A 17,893-nucleotide genomic window follows, 5' to 3' on the forward strand; every position below is an offset into this window, starting at 1 on the left:
GCGCGGTGGCTCCCTGCCCGTGCTCGCACGCAGGGCGCAAGCGCCGCTCACTCCCCGGCGGCGGCCTCGATTTCGGCGGCGCGTTTCTCGACCAACTCGACGATATGGTCGATCATCTGGTCATTGCCGATCTTGTGATCCTGCTTGCCCGCCAAATAGACCATGCCCGCCCCGGCCCCGCCGCCGGTGAACCCGACATCGGTCATCAGCGCCTCGCCCGGACCGTTCACCACGCAGCCGATGATCGACAGGCTCATCGGGGTGTGGATATGCGCAAGCCGATTCTCGAGCTCTTCCACCGTCTTGATCACGTCAAAGCCCTGCCGCGCGCAGGACGGGCAGGAAATGATATTGACGCCGCGGTGGCGCAGGCCGAGCGATTTGAGAATCTCGAAGCCCACGCGCACCTCTTCGACCGGATCGGCCGAAAGCGACACGCGCAGCGTATCGCCAATACCCATCCACAGGAGATTGCCAAGGCCGATCGCGCTCTTGATCGTGCCGGAAACGAAGCCGCCCGCCTCGGTGATGCCGAGATGCAGCGGCGCGTCCGTGGCCTCGGCCAGTTGCTGGTAGGCCGCGACCGACATGAACACGTCAGACGCCTTCACGCTGATCTTGTATTCGCGGAAATCGTGATCTTCGAGAATGCGGATATGTTCGAGCGCGGATTCGACCATCGCGTCCGGGCAGGGTTCGCCGTATTTTTCCAGCAGGTGCTTTTCAAGGCTGCCCGCGTTCACCCCAATGCGGATCGAGCAGCCATGATCGCGCGCGGCGGAAATCACCTCCTGCACGCGTTTTTCATCGCCGATATTGCCCGGATTGATGCGCAGGCAGGCGGCACCGGCCTCGGCCGACTCGATCCCGCGGCGATAGTGGAAATGGATGTCGGCGACGATCGGCACCGGGCTTTCCGCGACGATCTCTTTCAGCGCTTTCGACGAGGCCTCGTCGGGCACCGACACGCGCACGATATCGGCCCCGGCCTCGGCCGCGGCCTGCACCTGCGCCACCGTCGCCTTAACGTCGGTGGTGGGCGTGTTCGTCATCGTCTGCACGGCAATCGGGGCATCGCCGCCGATGGGCACGTTGCCCACATGGATCTGGCGGCTTTTGCGGCGATAGATGTTCCGCCACGGGCGCACGTGGTTGAGTGACATGGGTCTTCCCGGTGGTGTTGTGTCAGGGGTTAGATAATCCGCCAGCCGCAGGGCTGCAATGCGGGGTCCGCGTTATTCCTGCGGTTGCTGGACAGTCTGGGCATCGGCGAGTGCGATGATCTTGGCCAGTTCGGGATCGCGGGAAAGGTCGGCGGGCTCATACGAGGCCAGAAGCGCATCGCGAGCGATGGGCAACTGGCGCACAGTGGCCGTGCCCTGCCCGGCCGGGCCGAACAATTCGCCATCGATTTCGAAATAGAGCGAACCGGACATGCCGGCCTGCAGCGTCGGCGCCTCGAGATCCGGGGGCAGCTGGTATTCTTCGCCGGCCTCGAGGATCTTTTCGAAGATGATCGAGCCATCGCCCGCGCGCACCCGCACCCAGGCCGGGCGCACGGCAAAGATCATGACACCCTGCGCCGGTTCCTCGATCACCTGCGGGCTGCTGACCGGAAGGGCCGCGGCGCCAGGCGCGCCGGGGGTGGCGGACTGGGCCACTTCGCGGCCTGCGAAGGTGCCGATGGTTGCGGGATCGAGGGTGGAGATCGGCGCATCGCGCGCCACCATCACCGGAACGTCCAGCGCCTGCGGGCGGTAGAGACGATCGAGCGCATCGGCCGGCGGGGTGAACACGCCCGCGCCGGCGGAGGCGACGACATCATCGGCCGCGGCGGGCGCCACCGGGGCCGCCCCTTCGAGCGGGTCCAGATCGGCCAGTACGTTGGGGGTATGTTCGACCGGGGCGACCTGCACGCGCTGCACCTCGTTCAGGACGGTCCAACCGCCAAAGCCCAGCGCACCGATCAGCGCCACCAGCACCAGCATCGAGCCCACGGCGCGCGGTTCGATCCGCGAGAACGCGCTGTCACCCACCGGGGCGAGCGCCACGCGCGACCCCAGAAGCGGATCGGCATCGCTGCGCCCGAGCTTGCTGTGGCGGAGGCCCGGGCCACGGCCCGGCTCATCGGATTTGCGGATGGTCGAGGCCGCGGCCGACATGCCATGCGCGGTGGTGAACCCGCTTTCGGCGCAGAAGGCGGCATAGGCCTTGTCGGGATCCATGTTCAGGTAACGGGCGTAGGAGCGCACGTAACCGGCAATGAAGCCGGGCGTGTCGAAAGCCGTGGGGTCGCTGTTTTCAATGGCGGCGATGTAGGAGGCCTTGATCCGCAAATCGCGCTGCACGTCGAGAAGCGACTTGCCCATGGTGGCCCGTTCGCCGCGCATGACGTCACCCAGACGCAGATCGTAGTCGTCGAACCATTTAGGTTCGGCGGTATCGTCCTGCGCGTTTCGCCTGGATTTGCGCCCGATCACGTCCCTGCCCCTGACAGCGTTACAACAGCAAACTGGTACCCGAATCGAGTCACCTGCCCCGGCGACTCGCGTGTTTTCATGGCATATTCATAGCATAGCGCAAGGCGCTTTGCACACGCAGCACGCGTTCAGGCAGAGAGTTCGGCACGATTCAGCGCACAATGCGCCCAGAGCTCATCGAGCGCATGGATCAGCTTGTCCATCTCGTCGGGGCCGTGCACCGGCGAGGGCGTGAAGCGCAGACGCTCGGTGCCGCGGGGCACGGTCGGGAAGTTGATCGGCTGCACGTAGATACCGAACTGATCGAGCAGCATGTCCGACAGCTGCTTGGTATGGACCGGATCGCCGACGATCACCGGAATGATATGGCTGCCATGGTCGATCAGCGGCAGGCCCAGCGCCTTGAGCCGGGTTTTCAGGACTTTCGCCTGCTCCTGGTGCTTGTCACGCAGCTTCTGACCCTCGGCGGTTTTAAGGAAAGCGACCGAGGCGGCGGCGCCTGCGGCGATGGCCGGCGACAGCGAGGTGGTGAAGATGAAGCCCGGCGCGTAGGAGCGGATGGCATCGACCATCTTGGCCGAGGTGGCGATATAGCCGCCCATCACGCCATAAGCCTTGGCCAGCGTGCCGTTGATGATGTCGATGCGGTGCATCAGGCGGTCACGTTCGCACACGCCGGCCCCGCGCGGACCGTACATGCCCACGGCATGCACTTCGTCGATATAGGTCAGCGCGCCGAATTCGTCGGCCAGGTCGCAGATCGCCTCGATCGGACCGAAATCACCATCCATCGAGTAGACGGATTCAAAGGCGATGAGCTTGGGCGTGTCCGGATCGTCGGCGGCCAGCAGTTCGCGCAGGTGGTCAAGATCGTTGTGGCGGAAGATGCGCTTGGCGCCGCCGTTGCGGCGCACGCCTTCGATCATGCTGGCGTGGTTGAGCTCATCGGAATAGATGATCAGGCCCGGGAACAGCTTGGGCAGCGTGGACAGCGTGGCATCGTTGGCGATGTAGGCCGATGTGAAGAGCAGCGCCGCTTCCTTACCATGCAGGTCGGCCAGCTCGGCTTCGAGCCGCTTGTGATAGACGGTGGTGCCGGAAATGTTGCGCGTTCCGCCCGAGCCCGCGCCGGTGGCATCCAGCGCCTCGTGCATCGCGGCCAGGACGGCCGGGTGCTGGCCCATCCCGAGGTAATCGTTGCCGCACCAGATGGTCACGGGCTGCGTGGTGCCATCGGGCTTTGACCAGATGGCATGCGGGAAGTTGCCCTTCTCACGCTCGATATCGATGAAAACCCGGTAACGGCCCTCTTCGTGCAGACGGCCCAAGGCCCGATCCAGCTGCGCATTATAGTCCACGCGACATCCCCTTTTACTGTCTTTCCGGCAGGTCTTTCGCCGGTGCGGGCCGCGGCCCTGTTCGCATCAGTCCCGTTTATATAGCGGGAGGTGTATTTTCGAAACAGGTTACAAATTGCCGCCCCCGGAAAACTTGACCTTAATCAAGCGGGGGCAGTTTTTCGACACCCGATCCGCCACGGCGACCTGCTGGACAGTGCCCATCGCGGTGTTAGAGTTCGCCCGACACCAATTCGGGGAGCCTGAGACATGTCACTTGATGCCGTTCTGGAAAAACTCGATTCCGACCTGCCCGCCGCGACCGACCGGTTGATGGCGCTTTTGCGAATCCAGTCGGTTTCGACCGATCCGGCCTACAAGGCGGAATGCGACAGGGCCGCAGACTGGCTGGTGGCCGACCTGGAAAGCATCGGTGTCTCGGCCGAGAAACGCCCCACGCCGGGCCATCCGATGGTCGTGGGCCATGTCGACGGGCCGGGCCCGCATCTTCTTTTCTATGGGCATTACGATGTGCAACCCGTTGATCCGATTGAGCTTTGGGATCGCGATCCGTTCGACCCGGCAATCGAGGACACGGAGGCGGGCCAGGTGATCCGCGGCCGCGGCGCCAGTGACGACAAGGGCCAGCTGATGACCTTTATCGAGGCCTGCCGCGCCTGGAAGGCGGTTCACGGCTCCCTGCCCTGCAAGATCACCTTCTTCCTGGAAGGGGAAGAGGAATCGGGCTCGCCCTCGCTGGTGCCGTTCATGAAGGCAAATGCCGACGAACTGAAAGCGGATATCGCGCTGATCTGCGACACCGGCCTTTTCGAGAGCCGGGTGCCCGCGATCACCACCATGCTGCGCGGCCTGCTGGGCGAGGATTTCACCATCACCGGACCCAGCCGCGACCTGCATTCCGGCATGTACGGCGGCATTGCGATGAACCCGATCCGGGTGCTGTCGAAGATCATCACCGGCCTGCATGACGAAACCGGCCGCATCACCCTGCCCGGCTTTTACGATGGCGTGCCCGAGATGAGCGACGAGATCCTGAGCCAGTGGCAGGGGCTGGGCTTCGATCACGAGAAATTCCTGGGCGACGTGGGGCTGAAGGAGCCGGCCGGCGAACAGGACCGTATGCCGCTGGAAATGATATGGTCGCGGCCGACTTGCGACGTGAACGGGATCTGGGGCGGCTATACCGGCGCGGGGTTCAAGACGGTGCTGCCCAGCAAGGCCAGTGCCAAGATCAGTTTCCGCCTGGTCGGCACGCAGGACCCCGACGCGATCCGCAAGGCGTTTCGCGCCTATCTCGAGGACAACCTGCCACCGGGCTTTACCGTGGAATACCGCACCGACAAGGGCGCGCCCGCGTCGCAGATGTCAATCGAGGACCCTGCCTTTGAGAAGGCCCGCCAGGCGCTGAGCGACGAATGGCCCGACACCGCGGCCTATATCGGCTGTGGCGGCTCGATCCCGATCGCGGGCTATTTCAAGACGATCACCGGCATGGATTCGATGCTGATCGGCTTTGGCAAGGATGATGACCAGATCCATTCGCCGAACGAGAAATACGACATGGAGAGTTTCCACAAGGGCATGCGGTCCTGGGCACGGGTGCTGGCGGCGCTGATCGCGTGAAAGGCAGCGTGACGCCGGCGAACCCGCGGCCGGGCACGGCCGGCTCAGGCCTTAAGGCCTGAGACGCCCGAGGTGAAATGCGATTTTTCTGCGAAAAATCGGTGCTTTATGCGCCACTCTTGAGGATCTGGTCCATGGTGATCGCCGGCTGCGAGCAACCTGCCTCGCCCACGACACGGGCCGGCACGCCGGCCACGGTCTTGCGCGGGGGAACCTCGGTCAGCACCACCGAGCCAGCTGCGACCCGGGCGCAATCGCCCACCTTGATATTGCCGAGCACCTTGGCGCCTGCGCCGATCAGCACGCCATTGCCGATCTTGGGGTGACGATCCTGGTCTTCCTTGCCGGTGCCGCCCAGCGTGACCGAATGCAGGAGCGAGACATTGTCGCCCACCACGGCGGTTTCGCCGATGACGATGGAATGGCCGTGGTCGATCATGATCCCCTTACCGATCCGGGCGGCGGGGTGAATGTCGATCGAGAACACCTCGGACACGCGCATCTGGAAGAACAGCGCAAGATCCTTGCGCCCTTCGTTCCACAGCCAATGGGCCACGCGATAGGCCTGCACCGCCAGGAACCCCTTGAAGAACAGAAGCGGCTGCAGGAACCTGTGGCAGGCCGGGTCACGATCATAGACTGCAGCAATGTCGGCACGGGCATCGGTGGCCAGCGACGGATCGCTTTCATAGGCCTCGTCGCAGATCTCGCGCAGGATCTGGGCCGACATCTCGCCCGATTCGAGCTTGAGCGAGATACGATAGGCAAGCGCCCGTTCGAGCGAGCCGTGATACAGCACGCTGGAGTGAATATGCCCCCCGAGGAGCGGCTCGTTCTTGACGGCCTGTTCGGCCTCTTTCACGATCTGGGCCCAGACCGGGTCAAGCTCGGCGAGTTTTCTGCGCGTTTCAGCCATGTGCATCCATCCTCTGATTGGGTGACCCTATACCAGATAGGCGGGCTTGGCCAAACGCAAAGCCGTGAACGGGGAAAATTGATCATGGACGAGTCCGAGCTGCACCGCTTCCGAAGCCTGATCGAAGCGCGCCTTGCCGCACTGGACGAGGAAAACGCCCTGGGCCGCGACGGCCAGGGCGTGGTGCAGCTCGACCAGCAGTCGGTGGGCCGGCTGAGCCGGATGGACGCGCTGCAGAACCAGGCGATGGCCAAGGCCACGCAGGCCCGCCGCGATGCCGAGGCCAGGCGCCTGACTGCGGCGCTCGCCCGCATGGACGAGGGTGAATACGGCTATTGCGAGGATTGCGGCGAGGAAATCGCTCGCGGGCGGCTGGAGCTCGATCCCGCCGCCACGCGCTGCATTTCCTGCGCCACAGGTTAAAGCGTGAGAGGTAGAACCGCCGCCTCTCCCGCGCCGAAACTGGCCGAGATCTGCGCCACGCGCAGTTCGATCGCACCGCTGGCGCCATCGGAGGCCTGCGCGCCGGCCGGATAGGTCCAGCCCGGCGTCGTGACCTGCGCTTCGCGCAGCACGGCACCGTCCTGCGAAACCTGCACCAGGTAGGCCTCGCTCTCTTCGCCCAGGGGCACGTCAAGGCCCTCCCAGCTGTCCACGCCGATCCGCGTACGTCGGATCCAGGTGAACACCAGGTCGCCGCCCGGCGCTGTATCGACGCGCAGATGACAGGGGCTCAGCGGTTTGAGCCCGATGCCCGCGAACGCCTCAACAAGGTGCTGATAGGTCGGATCGTCAAGCGACCGCTGCGCCGGACCGATCCGGTAATGCCGCGCTAGGTTGCGTTGCGCCGCGTTCATCTCGATCTGCCCGGGCACACCATCCAGCCGCACAAAGTACGACCCGGCTGGCCAGGCCGCGGGCTGGCGGGCATCGCTTCCCAGCTGGCCGCGCAGCCGGTGGCGCAGAAGATAGCGGTTTTCGCCCACCAACTCGGCATCGCGGAACTGGAACAGTTCCCAGTTGGCCGAGGTGCCATCGCCGATCGCGGCAAGGTTGGCGCCGTTCAGAAGTGCCATGTCATCGACCGAGGACAGCGCGCCTGCGGCCAGTTCCACGATCAGCCCCTCACCCCGGTCGATCAGGCCGGCCGGCGCTGCGCCCAGCACCGTCTGCGTGATCCCCATCGTGGCCCGCGCACCGACAAGGCGGTTGAGCGTGTAATCTGCGTCGCTGGCCGAGGCATAGACCGCCACCGTACCCGGCCAGGGATCGGCGGTGACCGCCAGGTGCGGTGCGTGCGGCACCTCCTCGCCCGTCATCAGCGGCAGATCCAGAAACAAGGGCGACACCGGGACCGGCGCCACGAACTCGCCCAGCCTGGTCCGGTCATCCGCGATCTCGGCTGGCGCATAGGCTTCGGGCTCGATCCGGACCGCCTCGACCAGTTGCGACGCGCCCAGGTCCACCCGGTCGATCCGCACGAGCTCTGTGCCTGCCCCGGTATCCAGTCGCAGCACATCGCCCGGCCCCACATCAAGCCGCGACGGCGGCAGGGCAAAACGCAGCGTGTCGCGGGCGACACGGGATTCCGACAGCCAGCGCTCGACCACCTGCCGCCCCTCGCCGCGGGTCATGGCCAGCGGGAATTCGCTGCTGGCCACGGCATGGGTGGCCTCATCGGGCAGCACCGCTTCCTCGGACAGTATCTCGAAATTGCCGTCCGCCTCGACAAAACGCAGCCGGACACGCCCGACCAGTTCGGCCTCGGCTGCGCGCACGCGCTCGACCGTGCCGTCGATCTCGCCACTCTCGGCCAGCATGTCCGCGGCCTGTGACCCGTCCTCGATGCCGTCGCGCATGGAAAACCGCAACACGCCGTCGCGTTCGACCGCGTCGAACCCATAGCGCAGCATCAGCGGTTGCAGGGCGCTGCGGGCATCGCCCACCTCGGCCACGGTATAGCCGCGCACCACGCCATAGAGCGCCGAGACATCGTAATGCGTCACGCCGGCCCGTGCACAGATCTCGGCCACGACCGAGGCGAGCGACCGCGCCGAGGCCCGACCGGTGATCCAGTGCCCGCGGGCATAGTTGCCCGCATCGGTCCACAGATCGGCATTACCGGGAAAGAACGGATAAGGCCGCGCATCCCACGCCCAGACATGGGCCCGCGACATGTCGACCATCGGCCCGCCATATTCGGGGCTGACCGGGTTGTTGGCCGGATCCGACCAGAAGCGGGTCATCGCGCGCAGGTACTGCATCTGGACGAACTCATCCCGCCGCCCGTCCGAGAAATACGGAATCGCCGATTCCGAGGATTTGGGATCGAGAAACTTGTTGGGCTGGTTGGTGCCCTTGTCGATCGCGCCACAGCCCATCTCATCCACCCAGGCCCCGTCGAATTGCGGCCCGCGCAGCGCTTCGGGGTCATGCGCGGAAAACACCTGCGCCACCGCCCCGTTGGGCCAGATGAGCCGCTTGCGCCCCGCCTGCCACTCGGGCCGGCGGTCGGGCGGCGAACAGGCCAGGATGCCGCTTTCGCCGAACACCATCACCTCGCGCACCTGGTCGATCGTTTCGCCCACCAGCGCGATCCGGCGGCACCGGCCATGATCGCGCGGCCCTGGCCCTTCGACCTGCGCGCGCACCCATTCGGCGCCCGCGCGCGTCTTGCCCGCGCCGCGCCCGCCCATGATCACCCATGTGCGCCAGTCGCCTTCGGGCGGTAACTGGTGCTCCAGCGCCCAGAACTCGAACAGGAAGGGCAGCGCCAGAAGCTCCGCTTCGCTCAACTCATTCAGAAACGCGTCCTGCACGGCACGTCCTTCTGAGGCGATCCAGGCGGCACCCGATCTCAGATCGGGCGTCGTCAAGGTTGATGGCGCGGGGGGCGTCCCGCCCGTCATGTCGGCTCTTTTCTTTTGCAAGCTGCACCTCCAGTTCCATGGCGATCCGCAGCCACTGGCGGATCTCTTGCGTTGCGCGCGCGGAATCGGTGATCCTGTCCACCTGCCCGGCCTTGATCTGCCGGTGCAGGCGTTCCAGGTCGCCCTTCATCGCGCGCAACTGGGTTTCGACAACGTCCACCGCCCGTGTCAGGCGGCGGCTGTTCCGTTCGGTTTCATCCGATGACATGTCTGCTGTTCTGCCTCATGTGGGTTGTCGGTCTGTCTCTGCCCCTCTGTCAGCGCATGAAAAAACGGCCGCCGGGATCGCTCCCGGGGCCGCTTGCCCAACTCCTCCATCATGCCGGAATCCCTAGCGCAGACCGTGCGCCCGGTCAAATCGCCGGGGTGGCTAACCGTACGGTATAATTAACAAAATCCTAATTCCGGCGCCGCGCCCGCCGCGTTAACCACCTTCGTTAAGCTTGGGTAAAGATTTTCCCGGCAGCCGGATGTCAGCCGGGCCGTGTACGCAGATCACCCCCGATTTTTCGCCGAAAAATCGTCGTTAACCCTGCCGTGCGGAGGCGTTCAAAGCCCGAGCTTGTCGCGCATGAACGCCAGCGCCACCGAGAGCCCGTCCGGCGCGATCCCGTGGCCCGTGCCCTTCATGATATGGGCATAAACCTCGGTAAACCCCGCCTCCTGCAACGCCTCCGCCGCCTGCGGCAGCGATTGCGGCGGCACCACGTCGTCCATGTCGCCATGCACCAGCAGCACCGGCGGTTTGCTCACCGCCTCGTCCGTCAGCAGATCCGGGCTCAGCAGACGCCCGGAAAAGGCAACGATACCAGCCACTTCATCCTCTCTCCGCGGGGCGACATGCAGGCTCATCATGGTGCCCTGGCTGAACCCGAACAGCACCATCTGCTCGGGCAGCATGTCCTCGTCCACCAGCAGCGCATCGAGAAACGCATTCAGGTCATCCACCGCCGCCTGCATCCCCCGCTCGGCCTCTTCCTCGGACGAGCCGTCAATCCACGGGATCGGGAACCACTGGTATCCGAACGGTGCGCCGGCGCAGTTCTCAGGCGCATCCGGCGCCACAAAGAGCGTATCCGGCAAATGCTCGCCCAGCGGATCCGCCAGCCCCAGCAGGTCCGCCCCATTGGCCCCGTAGCCATGCAGGAACACCACCACCGAGCGCGGTTTATCCCCTGTTTTCGGGCCCTTGCGGCCAGCATTCAATACCCGTGTCATCTGATCCCTTCCCTCTCCTTGGCCACCCGGTAATAGGCCCACAGCACCCGCGCCGCAACCGCCCGCCAGGGCCGCCAGCGCGCGTCGGCCATCTCGCGCAGCGCGCGCTCCTTCGGCCGGTCCTCCAGCCCGTACAGGATCCGTGCCGCCTCCTGCAATGCCAGGTCCCCCGGCGCAAAGACATCGGCCCGGCCCAGCGAAAACATCGCATAGATCTCGGCCGTCCACACCCCGATCCCCGGCACCGCTGTCAGCTCACGCACCACCTCTGCATCCGGCATCTCCCGCAGCGCGTCATAATCGATACTCGCTTCGGCCAGGGCCTTGGCATAGCGCATCTTCTGACGGCTCAGCCCGACCGCTCGCAGCGCGTCGTCACTGGCGCGGGACACCGCGTCGGGCACAGTCAGCCCCGCCGCTTCCATCCGTCCCCAGATCGCGCTGGCACTGGCCACGCTCACCTGCTGGCTGACGATCGCGCTCAGAAGCTGGGCAAACCCGTCCGCGCGCAGACGCAGCGGCACCTCGCCCACGGCCGCCACCGCACGCGCCATGCCCGCATCGTTCGCCGCCAGCCAAGCCGCCCCCTCCGCCACGCAATCCGGCCCGCAGATGATCCGCCCTACGCTCATGCCAGCCCCCGCACCCAGTCCAGCGCCGCCGCCACGCTCTCCACCCGGCAGCCCTCCGGCTGCTCGGGCCGCTTGATCATGCCCACGCGGATCCCAAGGTTCCGCGCCGCGATCAACTTGCTGCGCGATGCCGCGCCGCCCGCGTTCTTCACGATCAGCCAATCCACTCCAAGCCGTTGAAAAAGCGCCTCTTCCTCGGCCACCGTAAAAGGCGGCCGACCCACGAGGAATTCGCCATCGGCAAAGGGAAACGGCTCACTCGGTGGGTCGATCTGCCGACAGATCAGCCGCCGACCCTGCAGGTTTGCAAACCGCTCCAGCGTCGATCGCCCCGTCGCCAGGAACACAACCGCGCCCTCGGGCACATGCCGCGCCGCCTCCGCCTCATCGGCCAGCCAGGTCCAGTCATCGCCCGCCTCCGGCATCCAGCCCGGGCGCAGATACTGACAATAGGGCAGGCCCAGTTCTGCGCAGATCCGCGCCGTGCGCAGGCTGATCCGATGGGCAAACGGGTGCGTCGCATCCAGCACCGCGCCGATCCAGTTTTCGGCCAGGTAGGCGCGAAACCCCGCCTCCCCGCCAAAGCCGCCCACCCGCGTGGGCAAAGCCAGCGACTCGGGCGCCTGCGTCGCCCCGGCAAGCGAAGCCACCGCCGCCAGCCCCGGCATCTCCGCCAGCGCCGCGGCGATCGCCCGCGCCTCGCCCGTGCCCGCCAGCAGCAAAAGGGTCATGCTCCCACCCTCGCGATGATCCCGCCACCCCGGTCGATCACGACGATATCGAAGGCCATCTCGCCCCCGAACCGCTCGTCGACCCGGGCCAGAGCCGCCTGCGCCACCCACTCCGCCAGCGGCGCGCCGACGATTTCATAGGCTTCGAGCGCGGTGTTAACCGTTTCGATACGGCTGTCGCCCACACTCTGCGCCAGGGCCGCGAAATCGACCTGGCTGCGTTTCGAGTGCAGATCCCACGCCCCCTGGGCCAGTTTGGTGATCTTTCCGATACCGCCACCGATGGTCACGCGGGGCACGGGATGCGTGGCAAGGTACTTGAGCATACCGCCCACGAAATCGCCCATGTCCAGCATCGCGCCATCGGGCAGCCCGTAAAGCGCCTGCACCGCGCGCTCGCTCGTGGCGCCGGTGCAGCCCGCCACATGGGTCAACCCCTCGGCGCGGGCCACATCGATGCCGCGATGGATCGAAGCGATCCAGGCAGCGCAGGAAAACGGCCGCACGATACCCGTCGTGCCCAGGATCGAAATCCCGCCCTTGATGCCAAGGCGCGGGTTCCATGTCTTTTCCGCGATCTCCGCCCCACCGGGCACCGATATCGTGATCTTCACATCCGGGCGCCGTCCCAGCCGGGCGGCCATCTCCTCCACCACGCCGCGCATCATCTCGCGTGGCACCGGGTTGATCGCCGGCTCTCCCACACCGATGGGCAGGCCCGGCTTGGTCACCTTGCCCACGCCGTCACCCGCGGCAAACACCACCCCCCCATCCGAGGGTTCCACGCGCACCCGGATCTCGGCGCCATGGGTCACATCCGGGTCATCGCCGGCATCCTTGACCACGCCCGCCTCGGCCCAGCCATCGCCCATGTCGCTGTATTCAATCGCGAATTCCGGCCGCTCGCCCCTCGGCAGGGTGATCCGCACGCGCGCGGGAAACCCCTCGCCCCACAGCGCCATCACCGCCGCCTTGGTGGCCGCCGTGGCACAGGCGCCCGTCGTCCAGCCGCGCCGCAAGTCCCGCGTTTCACTCATGGCCGAACCCTACAGAGCCGGGCCCCGGCAAAACAATCCCCCGCTTCATCTTGCTGCAAATATCCCGGGGGTGTGGGGGCTGGCCCCCACGCCTGCGCCCGCTGATCATCCCGAAACCGGGAACACGAAACACCGGTCGCGGCGGATCGTCAGCCACAGTGCCTTGCCCGGGCTCGGCAGGAACACGTTCGGCACCGTCGCCTTCAGGATCGATCCGTCATGGTCCATCCGGAACTCGACCAGGCTTTCGCTACCCATGAAGCGCGCCCGTTCGACCACACCGCGCGCCGGCACCCCGTCCTGCGGCGTCGGGTCCGGGCCTCGCCCGCCCCGGTCGAAATCGATCTTGATGTGCTGCGGGCGAATGACGATCTCCACCGCCTGCCCGTCAGGCACGCCCGGGGCCAGGAACTGGCCAAACGGCGTGTCGGTCAGCGCGCCTTCGACCTTGCCGCGGATCACGTTGATATCGCTGAAAAACGCCACCGCCGCCTTGTCCACCGGCGCGTTGTAGATGTTATAGGGCGCGCCCTGCTGCACGATCCGGCCCGAACGCATCAGCGCGATCTCGTCGGCCATGCGCATCGCCTCTTCCGGCTCGTGCGTGACCAGCAGAACGGCCGCATCCTCCTGTTTCAGGACGTCCAGTGTCAGGTCGCGGATGTCGTCGCGCAGCCGGTTGTCGAGGCCGGAAAACGGCTCGTCCATCAGCATGATCCGCGGCCGCGGCGCCAAGGCCCGCGCCAGCGCCACCCGCTGCTGTTCGCCGCCCGACAATTCGTGCGGGTAGGAATCGATGAACCGTTTCAGTCCCACCTCGGCCAGCAGTTCCTCGACGCGCGCGCGCTTCTCGTCCTTGCCACCCTTCAGGCCGAAGGCCACGTTCTCGGCGACGCTCAGATGCGGGAACAGCGCGAAATCCTGGAACATCAGCCCGATATGCCGCCGCTCGGGCGGCACCCGGAACACCGTGTCGCAGATCAGCTTACCATCGACATAGATCTCGCCCGTGTCCTGCATCTCGACGCCCGCGATCATCCGCAGCGTCGTCGACTTGCCGCAGCCCGACGGCCCCAGCAGGCAGGTCACCTGTCCGGGCATCACGCGCAGCGACACGTCATCGACAACCGCGCGCCCGTCAAAGACGCGCCGCAGATTTCGAATCTCCAGCCTCGGGATCGGTTTGGTCACGCGGCGCCTCGTCCTAATCCGATGAAAACCATCGGGTTTCCCGAGAGCCTTATCAGCCGCCCCCTGCGCCCGCAAGTCTCAGCAACACGATCCGCCGGCGGCGGCCGGCCCGGCCGTGTCGCGTTCGAACGGGCTTTCGCCACCGCATCCCGCGAAAATGCCGTAATGCGTGTCGAAATTGCCGACAAAGTCGAAATGCGGGCGCAAGCGCGTGTCATGCAGCATCTTCCAGGTGTTACCGCAGACCGGAAACACCTTACCTGCCTCGATCACGTGGTGATCGTCCAGCGCGAAGGCATGCGGCGCATGCGCGATCGTGCCCTTGTAGATCACCGCCTGCCCGTAATCCTCGCAGGCGCTCTCCAGCCCGGCCAGCTTGAACAGCCGATAAGTGGCCGAAGTGAAACGGATCGGCGCAACCCGCGCCTCCAGTTCCGCGTTCTCGATCGTCAGCGGGCGATGCTCGACCAGACGCGGATCATCGAACCCGGTCTGGCGCGCGATCGTCAGGAAATCGTTCCAGTAGAGCGCCCCGGACAGGCATTCACCGTACAGCACCTCGTCCGCGGCCAGGGCGGCCGGGATGCGACGGTCGGCGTAGACGTCCGAGAAATACATCTCGCCCCCGACCTTCAGCAGCCGATGCGCCCCGCGCAACACGGCGGCCTTGTCCGTGGCCAGGTTGATCACGCAGTTCGACACGATCACGTCCACGCTGCCAGGCGCGATGGGCAGCTCTTCCAGCGACTCGATGAAACCCTCGTGGAACGCGACATTGTCAAAGCCGAAACGCTCGGCATGCCAGGCCCTGTGCGCCTCGGCCACGGCCAGTTGCTCGGGTGTCATGTCCACGCCGATCACGCGGCCCTTGGCCCCGACCATCTGCGCCAGCGCATAGACATCGCGCCCCGCCCCGCAGCCCAGATCAAGAACAACCGCGCCCTCCAACGCTTCGGGCATCACCAGCCCGCACCCGTAATAGCGGGTCAGAACCTCGTCATGGATATTCGACAGCGCTGCCTTCACGTGGCCCGGCATGTCTCCCGGTGTGCAGCAGGCATTGGTCTGCAGGTCGTCGCTGCCCTGCAGGACCTTGCCATAGTAATCCTGAACCGCTTCGTGTTTCATGCCCACCCCTTTCCGATTGCGTTGCACGAACGGTTAGGGGCAAGCGCCGCCGCATGCAATCGCCGAAGGTATGTGTCACGCAGGCGTGAGGCGGCGTCAGCCCTCGTCGCGATCTTCCGGGTCGGGCTGGCCCACACCGCGGAACAATCCCTTGAAAGGCAGGATCCAGATGATCCCAAGCCCCACGTAAATCGCCAGCTCCACCAGGATCGAGGGACGTTCCAGCCGGTTCACCAGCGTCACCGCCACCACGACATAAAGTGGCATGCCGACGATCAACACGAGGATCGAAAGCCGCTTGCGGGCCTTGTATGACAGCCGGTCCCACATGCGCGTCAGTCCGCGAACGGATCGGTAACCAGGATAGTGTCGTCGCGCTCCGGGCTCGTTGATAGCAGCGCCACCGGGCATTCGATCAGCTCCTCAACGCGCTTGACGTATTTGATCGCGTTGGCCGGCAGGTCGGCCCAGCTTCGCGCGCCTTCCGTGGACTCGCTCCAGCCGGGCAGTTCCTCGTAGATCGGCGTGCAGCGCGCCTGTTCGTCGGCCGCCGTCGGCAGATAGTCCAGCCGCTTGCCGTCCAGCTCGTAGCCGACACAGATCTTCAGCGTCTCGAACCCGTCCAGCACATCGAGCTTGGTCAGGGCAATGCCGTTCACTCCGCTGGTGGCACAAGTCTGGCGCAAGAGGCACGCATCGAACCAGCCGCAGCGCCGCTTGCGGCCCGTGGTGGTGCCGAACTCGTGCCCGCGCTCGCCCAGCCTCTGGCCATCCCCGTCAAACAGCTCGGTCGGGAACGGCCCCTCGCCCACGCGCGTGGTATAGGCCTTGACGATGCCCAGCACATAGTCGATCGCGCCGGGCCCGACCCCCACGCCTGTCGCCGCCTGCCCCGCGATCACGTTCGACGAAGTCACGAACGGATAGGTGCCGAAATCCACGTCCAGCAGCGCGCCCTGCGCGCCCTCGAAAAGGATGCGCTTGCCGGTCTTGCGCTTCTCGTTCAGCGCTTTCCAAACCGGGCCTGCGAATTTCAGGATCTTCGGCGCGATCTCTTTCAGCTGCGCGATCAGCGCGTCGCGGTCGATCGGCTCAACCCCCAGCCCCTTGCGCAGCGGATCATGGTGCTGCAAGGCGCGGTCGACCCTTGCCTCGAGCGTGGCATCGTCGGCCAGGTCGGCCACCCGGATCGCCCGGCGGCCCACCTTGTCCTCGTAGCACGGCCCGATCCCGCGGCCGGTCGTGCCAATCTTGGTGCCCTTGCTCGCTGCCTCTTCGCGCGCCCGGTCCAGCTCGCCGTGAAAAGGCAGGATCAGCGAGGTATTCTCAGCAATCATCAGGGTCTCGGGCGATATATCCACGCCCTGCGCCGTCACGGTTTCGATCTCGGCAAGCAGGCTCCAGGGGTCCAGCACCACGCCGTTGCCGATCACGCTCAGCTTGCCGCCCCGCACCACGCCGCTGGGCAGCGCGTGCAGCTTGTAGACCTTGCCGTCGATGACCAGCGTGTGGCCGGCATTATGCCCGCCCTGGAAGCGGCAGATCACATCCGCCCGCTCGCTCATCCAGTCCACGATCTTGCCTTTTCCCTCGTCGCCCCACTGGGCGCCGACAACGACGACATTGGCCATGACGGTCCTCTTTATCCGGATCAAACCCGCGCCCGTATATCGCCCCGCGCGCCCGCGCGAAACCGCAAATTCGCCGCAGCGTCTGGACAAGCGCACACCACCTGCGCATCAATGCCTCCTGCAAACCGTACGAGGTCTCAGATGGGTTTCCTTCTCCGCTGGCTCTTTGCCTTCCTGCTGCTGTCGGCCACCTTCAACCCGACCGAATGGAACTACGTGAAATGGGCCCAGGCCAATTTCTCCGATCAGCTGCCGCTGGCGGTGCTCCTCGGCCTGCTCCTGCTGGTGGGCTACATCATCTACCTGCGCGCCACGCTGCGCTCGATCGGGACCTTCGGCATGATCCTCGTCATCGCGGTGGTCGCCGCGCTTCTCTGGGTGCTGTACGACTGGGGCTGGCTGACGCTGGAAGACACCACCCAGAATACATGGATCGGTCTTGTCGCCCTCTCCGTCGTGCTGGGCATCGGGCTTTCCTGGAGCCATGTCCGGCGCAAGCTCTCGGGCCAGGCCGACATGGATGACGTCGACGAGTAACCCACCGCTTGCACCCATTGCCCCTTTCCCCTACATAGCGCCGCAGACACGAACGCAGGGCAGCCCGGTATATGGAAAACGTCGTTCTCATCATCCACCTTCTTCTCGCGCTCGCGCTCATTGGCGTGGTGCTTCTGCAGCGCTCCGAAGGTGGCGGGCTCGGAATGGGATCGGGCGGCGGGGCGATTTCGCAACGCGCGGCGGCCACGGCCCTGGGCAAGGTGACCTGGCTGCTGGCGATCGGCTTCATCATCACCTCAATCACCCTCACCATCATCGCGGCCGAGAAATCCTCGTCGAGTTCCGTGCTCGACCGGGTCGGCAACGCGCCGGTGGCCGAGGAAACCACGCCTGAGGCGCCCACGCTCGACAGCGACAGCCTGCTGCCGCCCAGCCAGGGTGATACCGCGCCGCTCGTGCCTCGGGCAGATTGACGCACAAGCCCTTGAGGCGCGTGAAATAACCGCAACATTATGTTGCG

Annotated in this window: 18 protein-coding genes; 4 read left to right on the forward strand and 14 right to left on the reverse strand. The window is 65.7% G+C overall.

The window, feature by feature from the left end:
* Positions 1 to 47: 47 nt before the first annotated feature.
* The 3 genes from ispG to hemA form a co-directional block, all read right to left on the reverse strand.
* Positions 48 to 1,163 carry a flavodoxin-dependent (E)-4-hydroxy-3-methylbut-2-enyl-diphosphate synthase gene (ispG, locus tag E0501_RS14065; protein ID WP_137702015.1) on the reverse strand — a complete coding sequence of 372 codons (1,116 nt, stop codon included), beginning with the start codon at positions 1,161 to 1,163 and terminating at the stop codon, positions 48 to 50.
* A gap of 72 nt (positions 1,164 to 1,235) precedes the next feature.
* Positions 1,236 to 2,480 carry a helix-turn-helix domain-containing protein gene (locus tag E0501_RS14070; protein ID WP_137702016.1) on the reverse strand — a complete coding sequence of 415 codons (1,245 nt, stop codon included), beginning with the start codon at positions 2,478 to 2,480 and terminating at the stop codon, positions 1,236 to 1,238.
* Between the two features lie 128 nt (positions 2,481 to 2,608).
* Positions 2,609 to 3,838 carry a 5-aminolevulinate synthase gene (hemA, locus tag E0501_RS14075; RefSeq protein WP_137702017.1) on the reverse strand — a complete coding sequence of 410 codons (1,230 nt, stop codon included), beginning with the start codon at positions 3,836 to 3,838 and terminating at the stop codon, positions 2,609 to 2,611.
* 249 nt (positions 3,839 to 4,087) lie between these two features.
* On the opposite strand from hemA, the gene E0501_RS14080 reads away from it, so the two are divergent.
* Positions 4,088 to 5,461: a M20/M25/M40 family metallo-hydrolase gene (locus E0501_RS14080; protein ID WP_137702018.1), complete on the forward strand. Its 1,374-nt coding sequence runs from the start codon at positions 4,088 to 4,090 to the stop codon at positions 5,459 to 5,461.
* A 106-nt stretch (positions 5,462 to 5,567) separates the two neighbouring features.
* Here the strand turns inward: E0501_RS14080 and cysE are convergent, their stop codons facing one another.
* The gene (gene cysE / locus E0501_RS14085) at positions 5,568 to 6,377 is read right to left on the reverse strand and encodes a serine O-acetyltransferase (RefSeq protein ID WP_137702019.1); all 810 of its coding nucleotides are present in this window, start codon (positions 6,375 to 6,377) and stop codon (positions 5,568 to 5,570) included.
* A gap of 84 nt (positions 6,378 to 6,461) precedes the next feature.
* Here cysE and E0501_RS14090 point away from each other — a divergent pair, with 84 nt between their 5' ends.
* A complete protein-coding gene (locus E0501_RS14090; protein ID WP_137702020.1) occupies positions 6,462 to 6,800 on the forward strand; it encodes a TraR/DksA family transcriptional regulator in 339 nt (112 codons plus the stop codon).
* Here the strand turns inward: E0501_RS14090 and E0501_RS14095 are convergent.
* The 10 genes from E0501_RS14095 to E0501_RS14140 all read right to left on the reverse strand — a co-directional run bounded on the left by E0501_RS14095 (position 6,797) and on the right by E0501_RS14140 (position 16,875).
* Positions 6,797 to 9,286, reverse strand: a complete 2,490-nt coding sequence (locus E0501_RS14095; protein WP_193555906.1) for a baseplate multidomain protein megatron — start codon at positions 9,284 to 9,286, stop codon at positions 6,797 to 6,799. The two genes, E0501_RS14090 and E0501_RS14095, sit on opposite strands and share 4 nt — an antisense overlap.
* Positions 9,174 to 9,515 (reverse strand): hypothetical protein, encoded by a 342-nt coding sequence (locus E0501_RS21165; protein ID WP_161594625.1) that lies wholly within the window; start codon positions 9,513 to 9,515, stop codon positions 9,174 to 9,176. Before E0501_RS21165 ends, E0501_RS14095 begins: the two co-directional genes overlap by 113 nt.
* A 341-nt stretch (positions 9,516 to 9,856) precedes the next feature.
* A complete protein-coding gene (locus E0501_RS14105; protein ID WP_137702023.1) occupies positions 9,857 to 10,525 on the reverse strand; it encodes an alpha/beta hydrolase in 669 nt (222 codons plus the stop codon).
* Positions 10,522 to 11,157, reverse strand: coding sequence for a DNA-3-methyladenine glycosylase family protein (locus tag E0501_RS14110; protein WP_137702024.1), 636 nt, complete (start codon positions 11,155 to 11,157; stop codon positions 10,522 to 10,524). Before E0501_RS14110 ends, E0501_RS14105 begins: the two co-directional genes overlap by 4 nt.
* Positions 11,154 to 11,888, reverse strand: a complete 735-nt coding sequence (locus E0501_RS14115; protein ID WP_137702025.1) for a cobalt-precorrin-6A reductase — start codon at positions 11,886 to 11,888, stop codon at positions 11,154 to 11,156. The genes E0501_RS14110 and E0501_RS14115 overlap by 4 nt, the downstream gene beginning before the upstream one ends.
* Positions 11,885 to 12,925 (reverse strand): cobalt-precorrin-5B (C(1))-methyltransferase, encoded by a 1,041-nt coding sequence (locus E0501_RS14120; RefSeq protein ID WP_137702026.1) that lies wholly within the window; start codon positions 12,923 to 12,925, stop codon positions 11,885 to 11,887. Before E0501_RS14120 ends, E0501_RS14115 begins: the two co-directional genes overlap by 4 nt.
* A gap of 105 nt (positions 12,926 to 13,030) precedes the next feature.
* Positions 13,031 to 14,116 carry an ABC transporter ATP-binding protein gene (locus E0501_RS14125; RefSeq protein ID WP_193555902.1) on the reverse strand — a complete coding sequence of 362 codons (1,086 nt, stop codon included), beginning with the start codon at positions 14,114 to 14,116 and terminating at the stop codon, positions 13,031 to 13,033.
* A gap of 78 nt (positions 14,117 to 14,194) precedes the next feature.
* Complete coding sequence (locus E0501_RS14130) at positions 14,195 to 15,244, reverse strand: methyltransferase domain-containing protein (protein WP_137702027.1); 1,050 nt, start codon at positions 15,242 to 15,244, stop codon at positions 14,195 to 14,197.
* Between the two features lie 96 nt (positions 15,245 to 15,340).
* Complete coding sequence (locus E0501_RS14135) at positions 15,341 to 15,574, reverse strand: DUF2842 domain-containing protein (protein ID WP_137702028.1); 234 nt, start codon at positions 15,572 to 15,574, stop codon at positions 15,341 to 15,343.
* A 5-nt stretch (positions 15,575 to 15,579) separates the two neighbouring features.
* Positions 15,580 to 16,875 (reverse strand): adenylosuccinate synthase, encoded by a 1,296-nt coding sequence (locus tag E0501_RS14140; RefSeq protein ID WP_137702029.1) that lies wholly within the window; start codon positions 16,873 to 16,875, stop codon positions 15,580 to 15,582.
* Between the two features lie 141 nt (positions 16,876 to 17,016).
* On the opposite strand from E0501_RS14140, the gene E0501_RS14145 reads away from it, so the two are divergent.
* Both E0501_RS14145 and secG read left to right on the forward strand, forming a co-directional pair.
* Positions 17,017 to 17,412 carry a DUF6524 family protein gene (locus E0501_RS14145; protein ID WP_137702030.1) on the forward strand — a complete coding sequence of 132 codons (396 nt, stop codon included), beginning with the start codon at positions 17,017 to 17,019 and terminating at the stop codon, positions 17,410 to 17,412.
* Between the two features lie 71 nt (positions 17,413 to 17,483).
* A complete protein-coding gene (gene secG, locus E0501_RS14150; RefSeq protein ID WP_137702031.1) occupies positions 17,484 to 17,846 on the forward strand; it encodes a preprotein translocase subunit SecG in 363 nt (120 codons plus the stop codon).
* The last annotated feature ends 47 nt before the right edge of the window (positions 17,847 to 17,893 follow it).

The sequence above is a fragment of the Marimonas lutisalis genome (assembly GCF_005434965.1).
GTDB lineage: Bacteria > Pseudomonadota > Alphaproteobacteria > Rhodobacterales > Rhodobacteraceae > Marimonas_A > Marimonas_A lutisalis.

Bases quoted from the DNA above. Each gene is read 5' to 3' on its own strand.
- ispG (WP_137702015.1), bottom strand. From the start codon at position 1,163: ATGTCACTCAACCACGTGCGCCCGTGGCGGAACATCTATCGCCGCAAA.
- E0501_RS14080 (WP_137702018.1), top strand. From the start codon at position 4,088: ATGTCACTTGATGCCGTTCTGGAAAAACTCGATTCCGACCTGCCCGCC.
- cysE (WP_137702019.1), bottom strand. From the start codon at position 6,377: ATGGCTGAAACGCGCAGAAAACTCGCCGAGCTTGACCCGGTCTGGGCC.
- E0501_RS14090 (WP_137702020.1), top strand. From the start codon at position 6,462: ATGGACGAGTCCGAGCTGCACCGCTTCCGAAGCCTGATCGAAGCGCGC.
- E0501_RS14095 (WP_193555906.1), bottom strand. From the start codon at position 9,286: ATGACGGGCGGGACGCCCCCCGCGCCATCAACCTTGACGACGCCCGAT.
- E0501_RS21165 (WP_161594625.1), bottom strand. From the start codon at position 9,515: ATGTCATCGGATGAAACCGAACGGAACAGCCGCCGCCTGACACGGGCG.
- E0501_RS14105 (WP_137702023.1), bottom strand. From the start codon at position 10,525: ATGACACGGGTATTGAATGCTGGCCGCAAGGGCCCGAAAACAGGGGAT.
- E0501_RS14110 (WP_137702024.1), bottom strand. From the start codon at position 11,157: ATGAGCGTAGGGCGGATCATCTGCGGGCCGGATTGCGTGGCGGAGGGG.
- E0501_RS14115 (WP_137702025.1), bottom strand. From the start codon at position 11,888: ATGACCCTTTTGCTGCTGGCGGGCACGGGCGAGGCGCGGGCGATCGCC.
- E0501_RS14120 (WP_137702026.1), bottom strand. From the start codon at position 12,925: ATGAGTGAAACGCGGGACTTGCGGCGCGGCTGGACGACGGGCGCCTGT.
- E0501_RS14130 (WP_137702027.1), bottom strand. From the start codon at position 15,244: ATGAAACACGAAGCGGTTCAGGATTACTATGGCAAGGTCCTGCAGGGC.
- E0501_RS14135 (WP_137702028.1), bottom strand. From the start codon at position 15,574: ATGTGGGACCGGCTGTCATACAAGGCCCGCAAGCGGCTTTCGATCCTC.
- E0501_RS14140 (WP_137702029.1), bottom strand. From the start codon at position 16,875: ATGGCCAATGTCGTCGTTGTCGGCGCCCAGTGGGGCGACGAGGGAAAA.
- E0501_RS14145 (WP_137702030.1), top strand. From the start codon at position 17,017: ATGGGTTTCCTTCTCCGCTGGCTCTTTGCCTTCCTGCTGCTGTCGGCC.
- secG (WP_137702031.1), top strand. From the start codon at position 17,484: ATGGAAAACGTCGTTCTCATCATCCACCTTCTTCTCGCGCTCGCGCTC.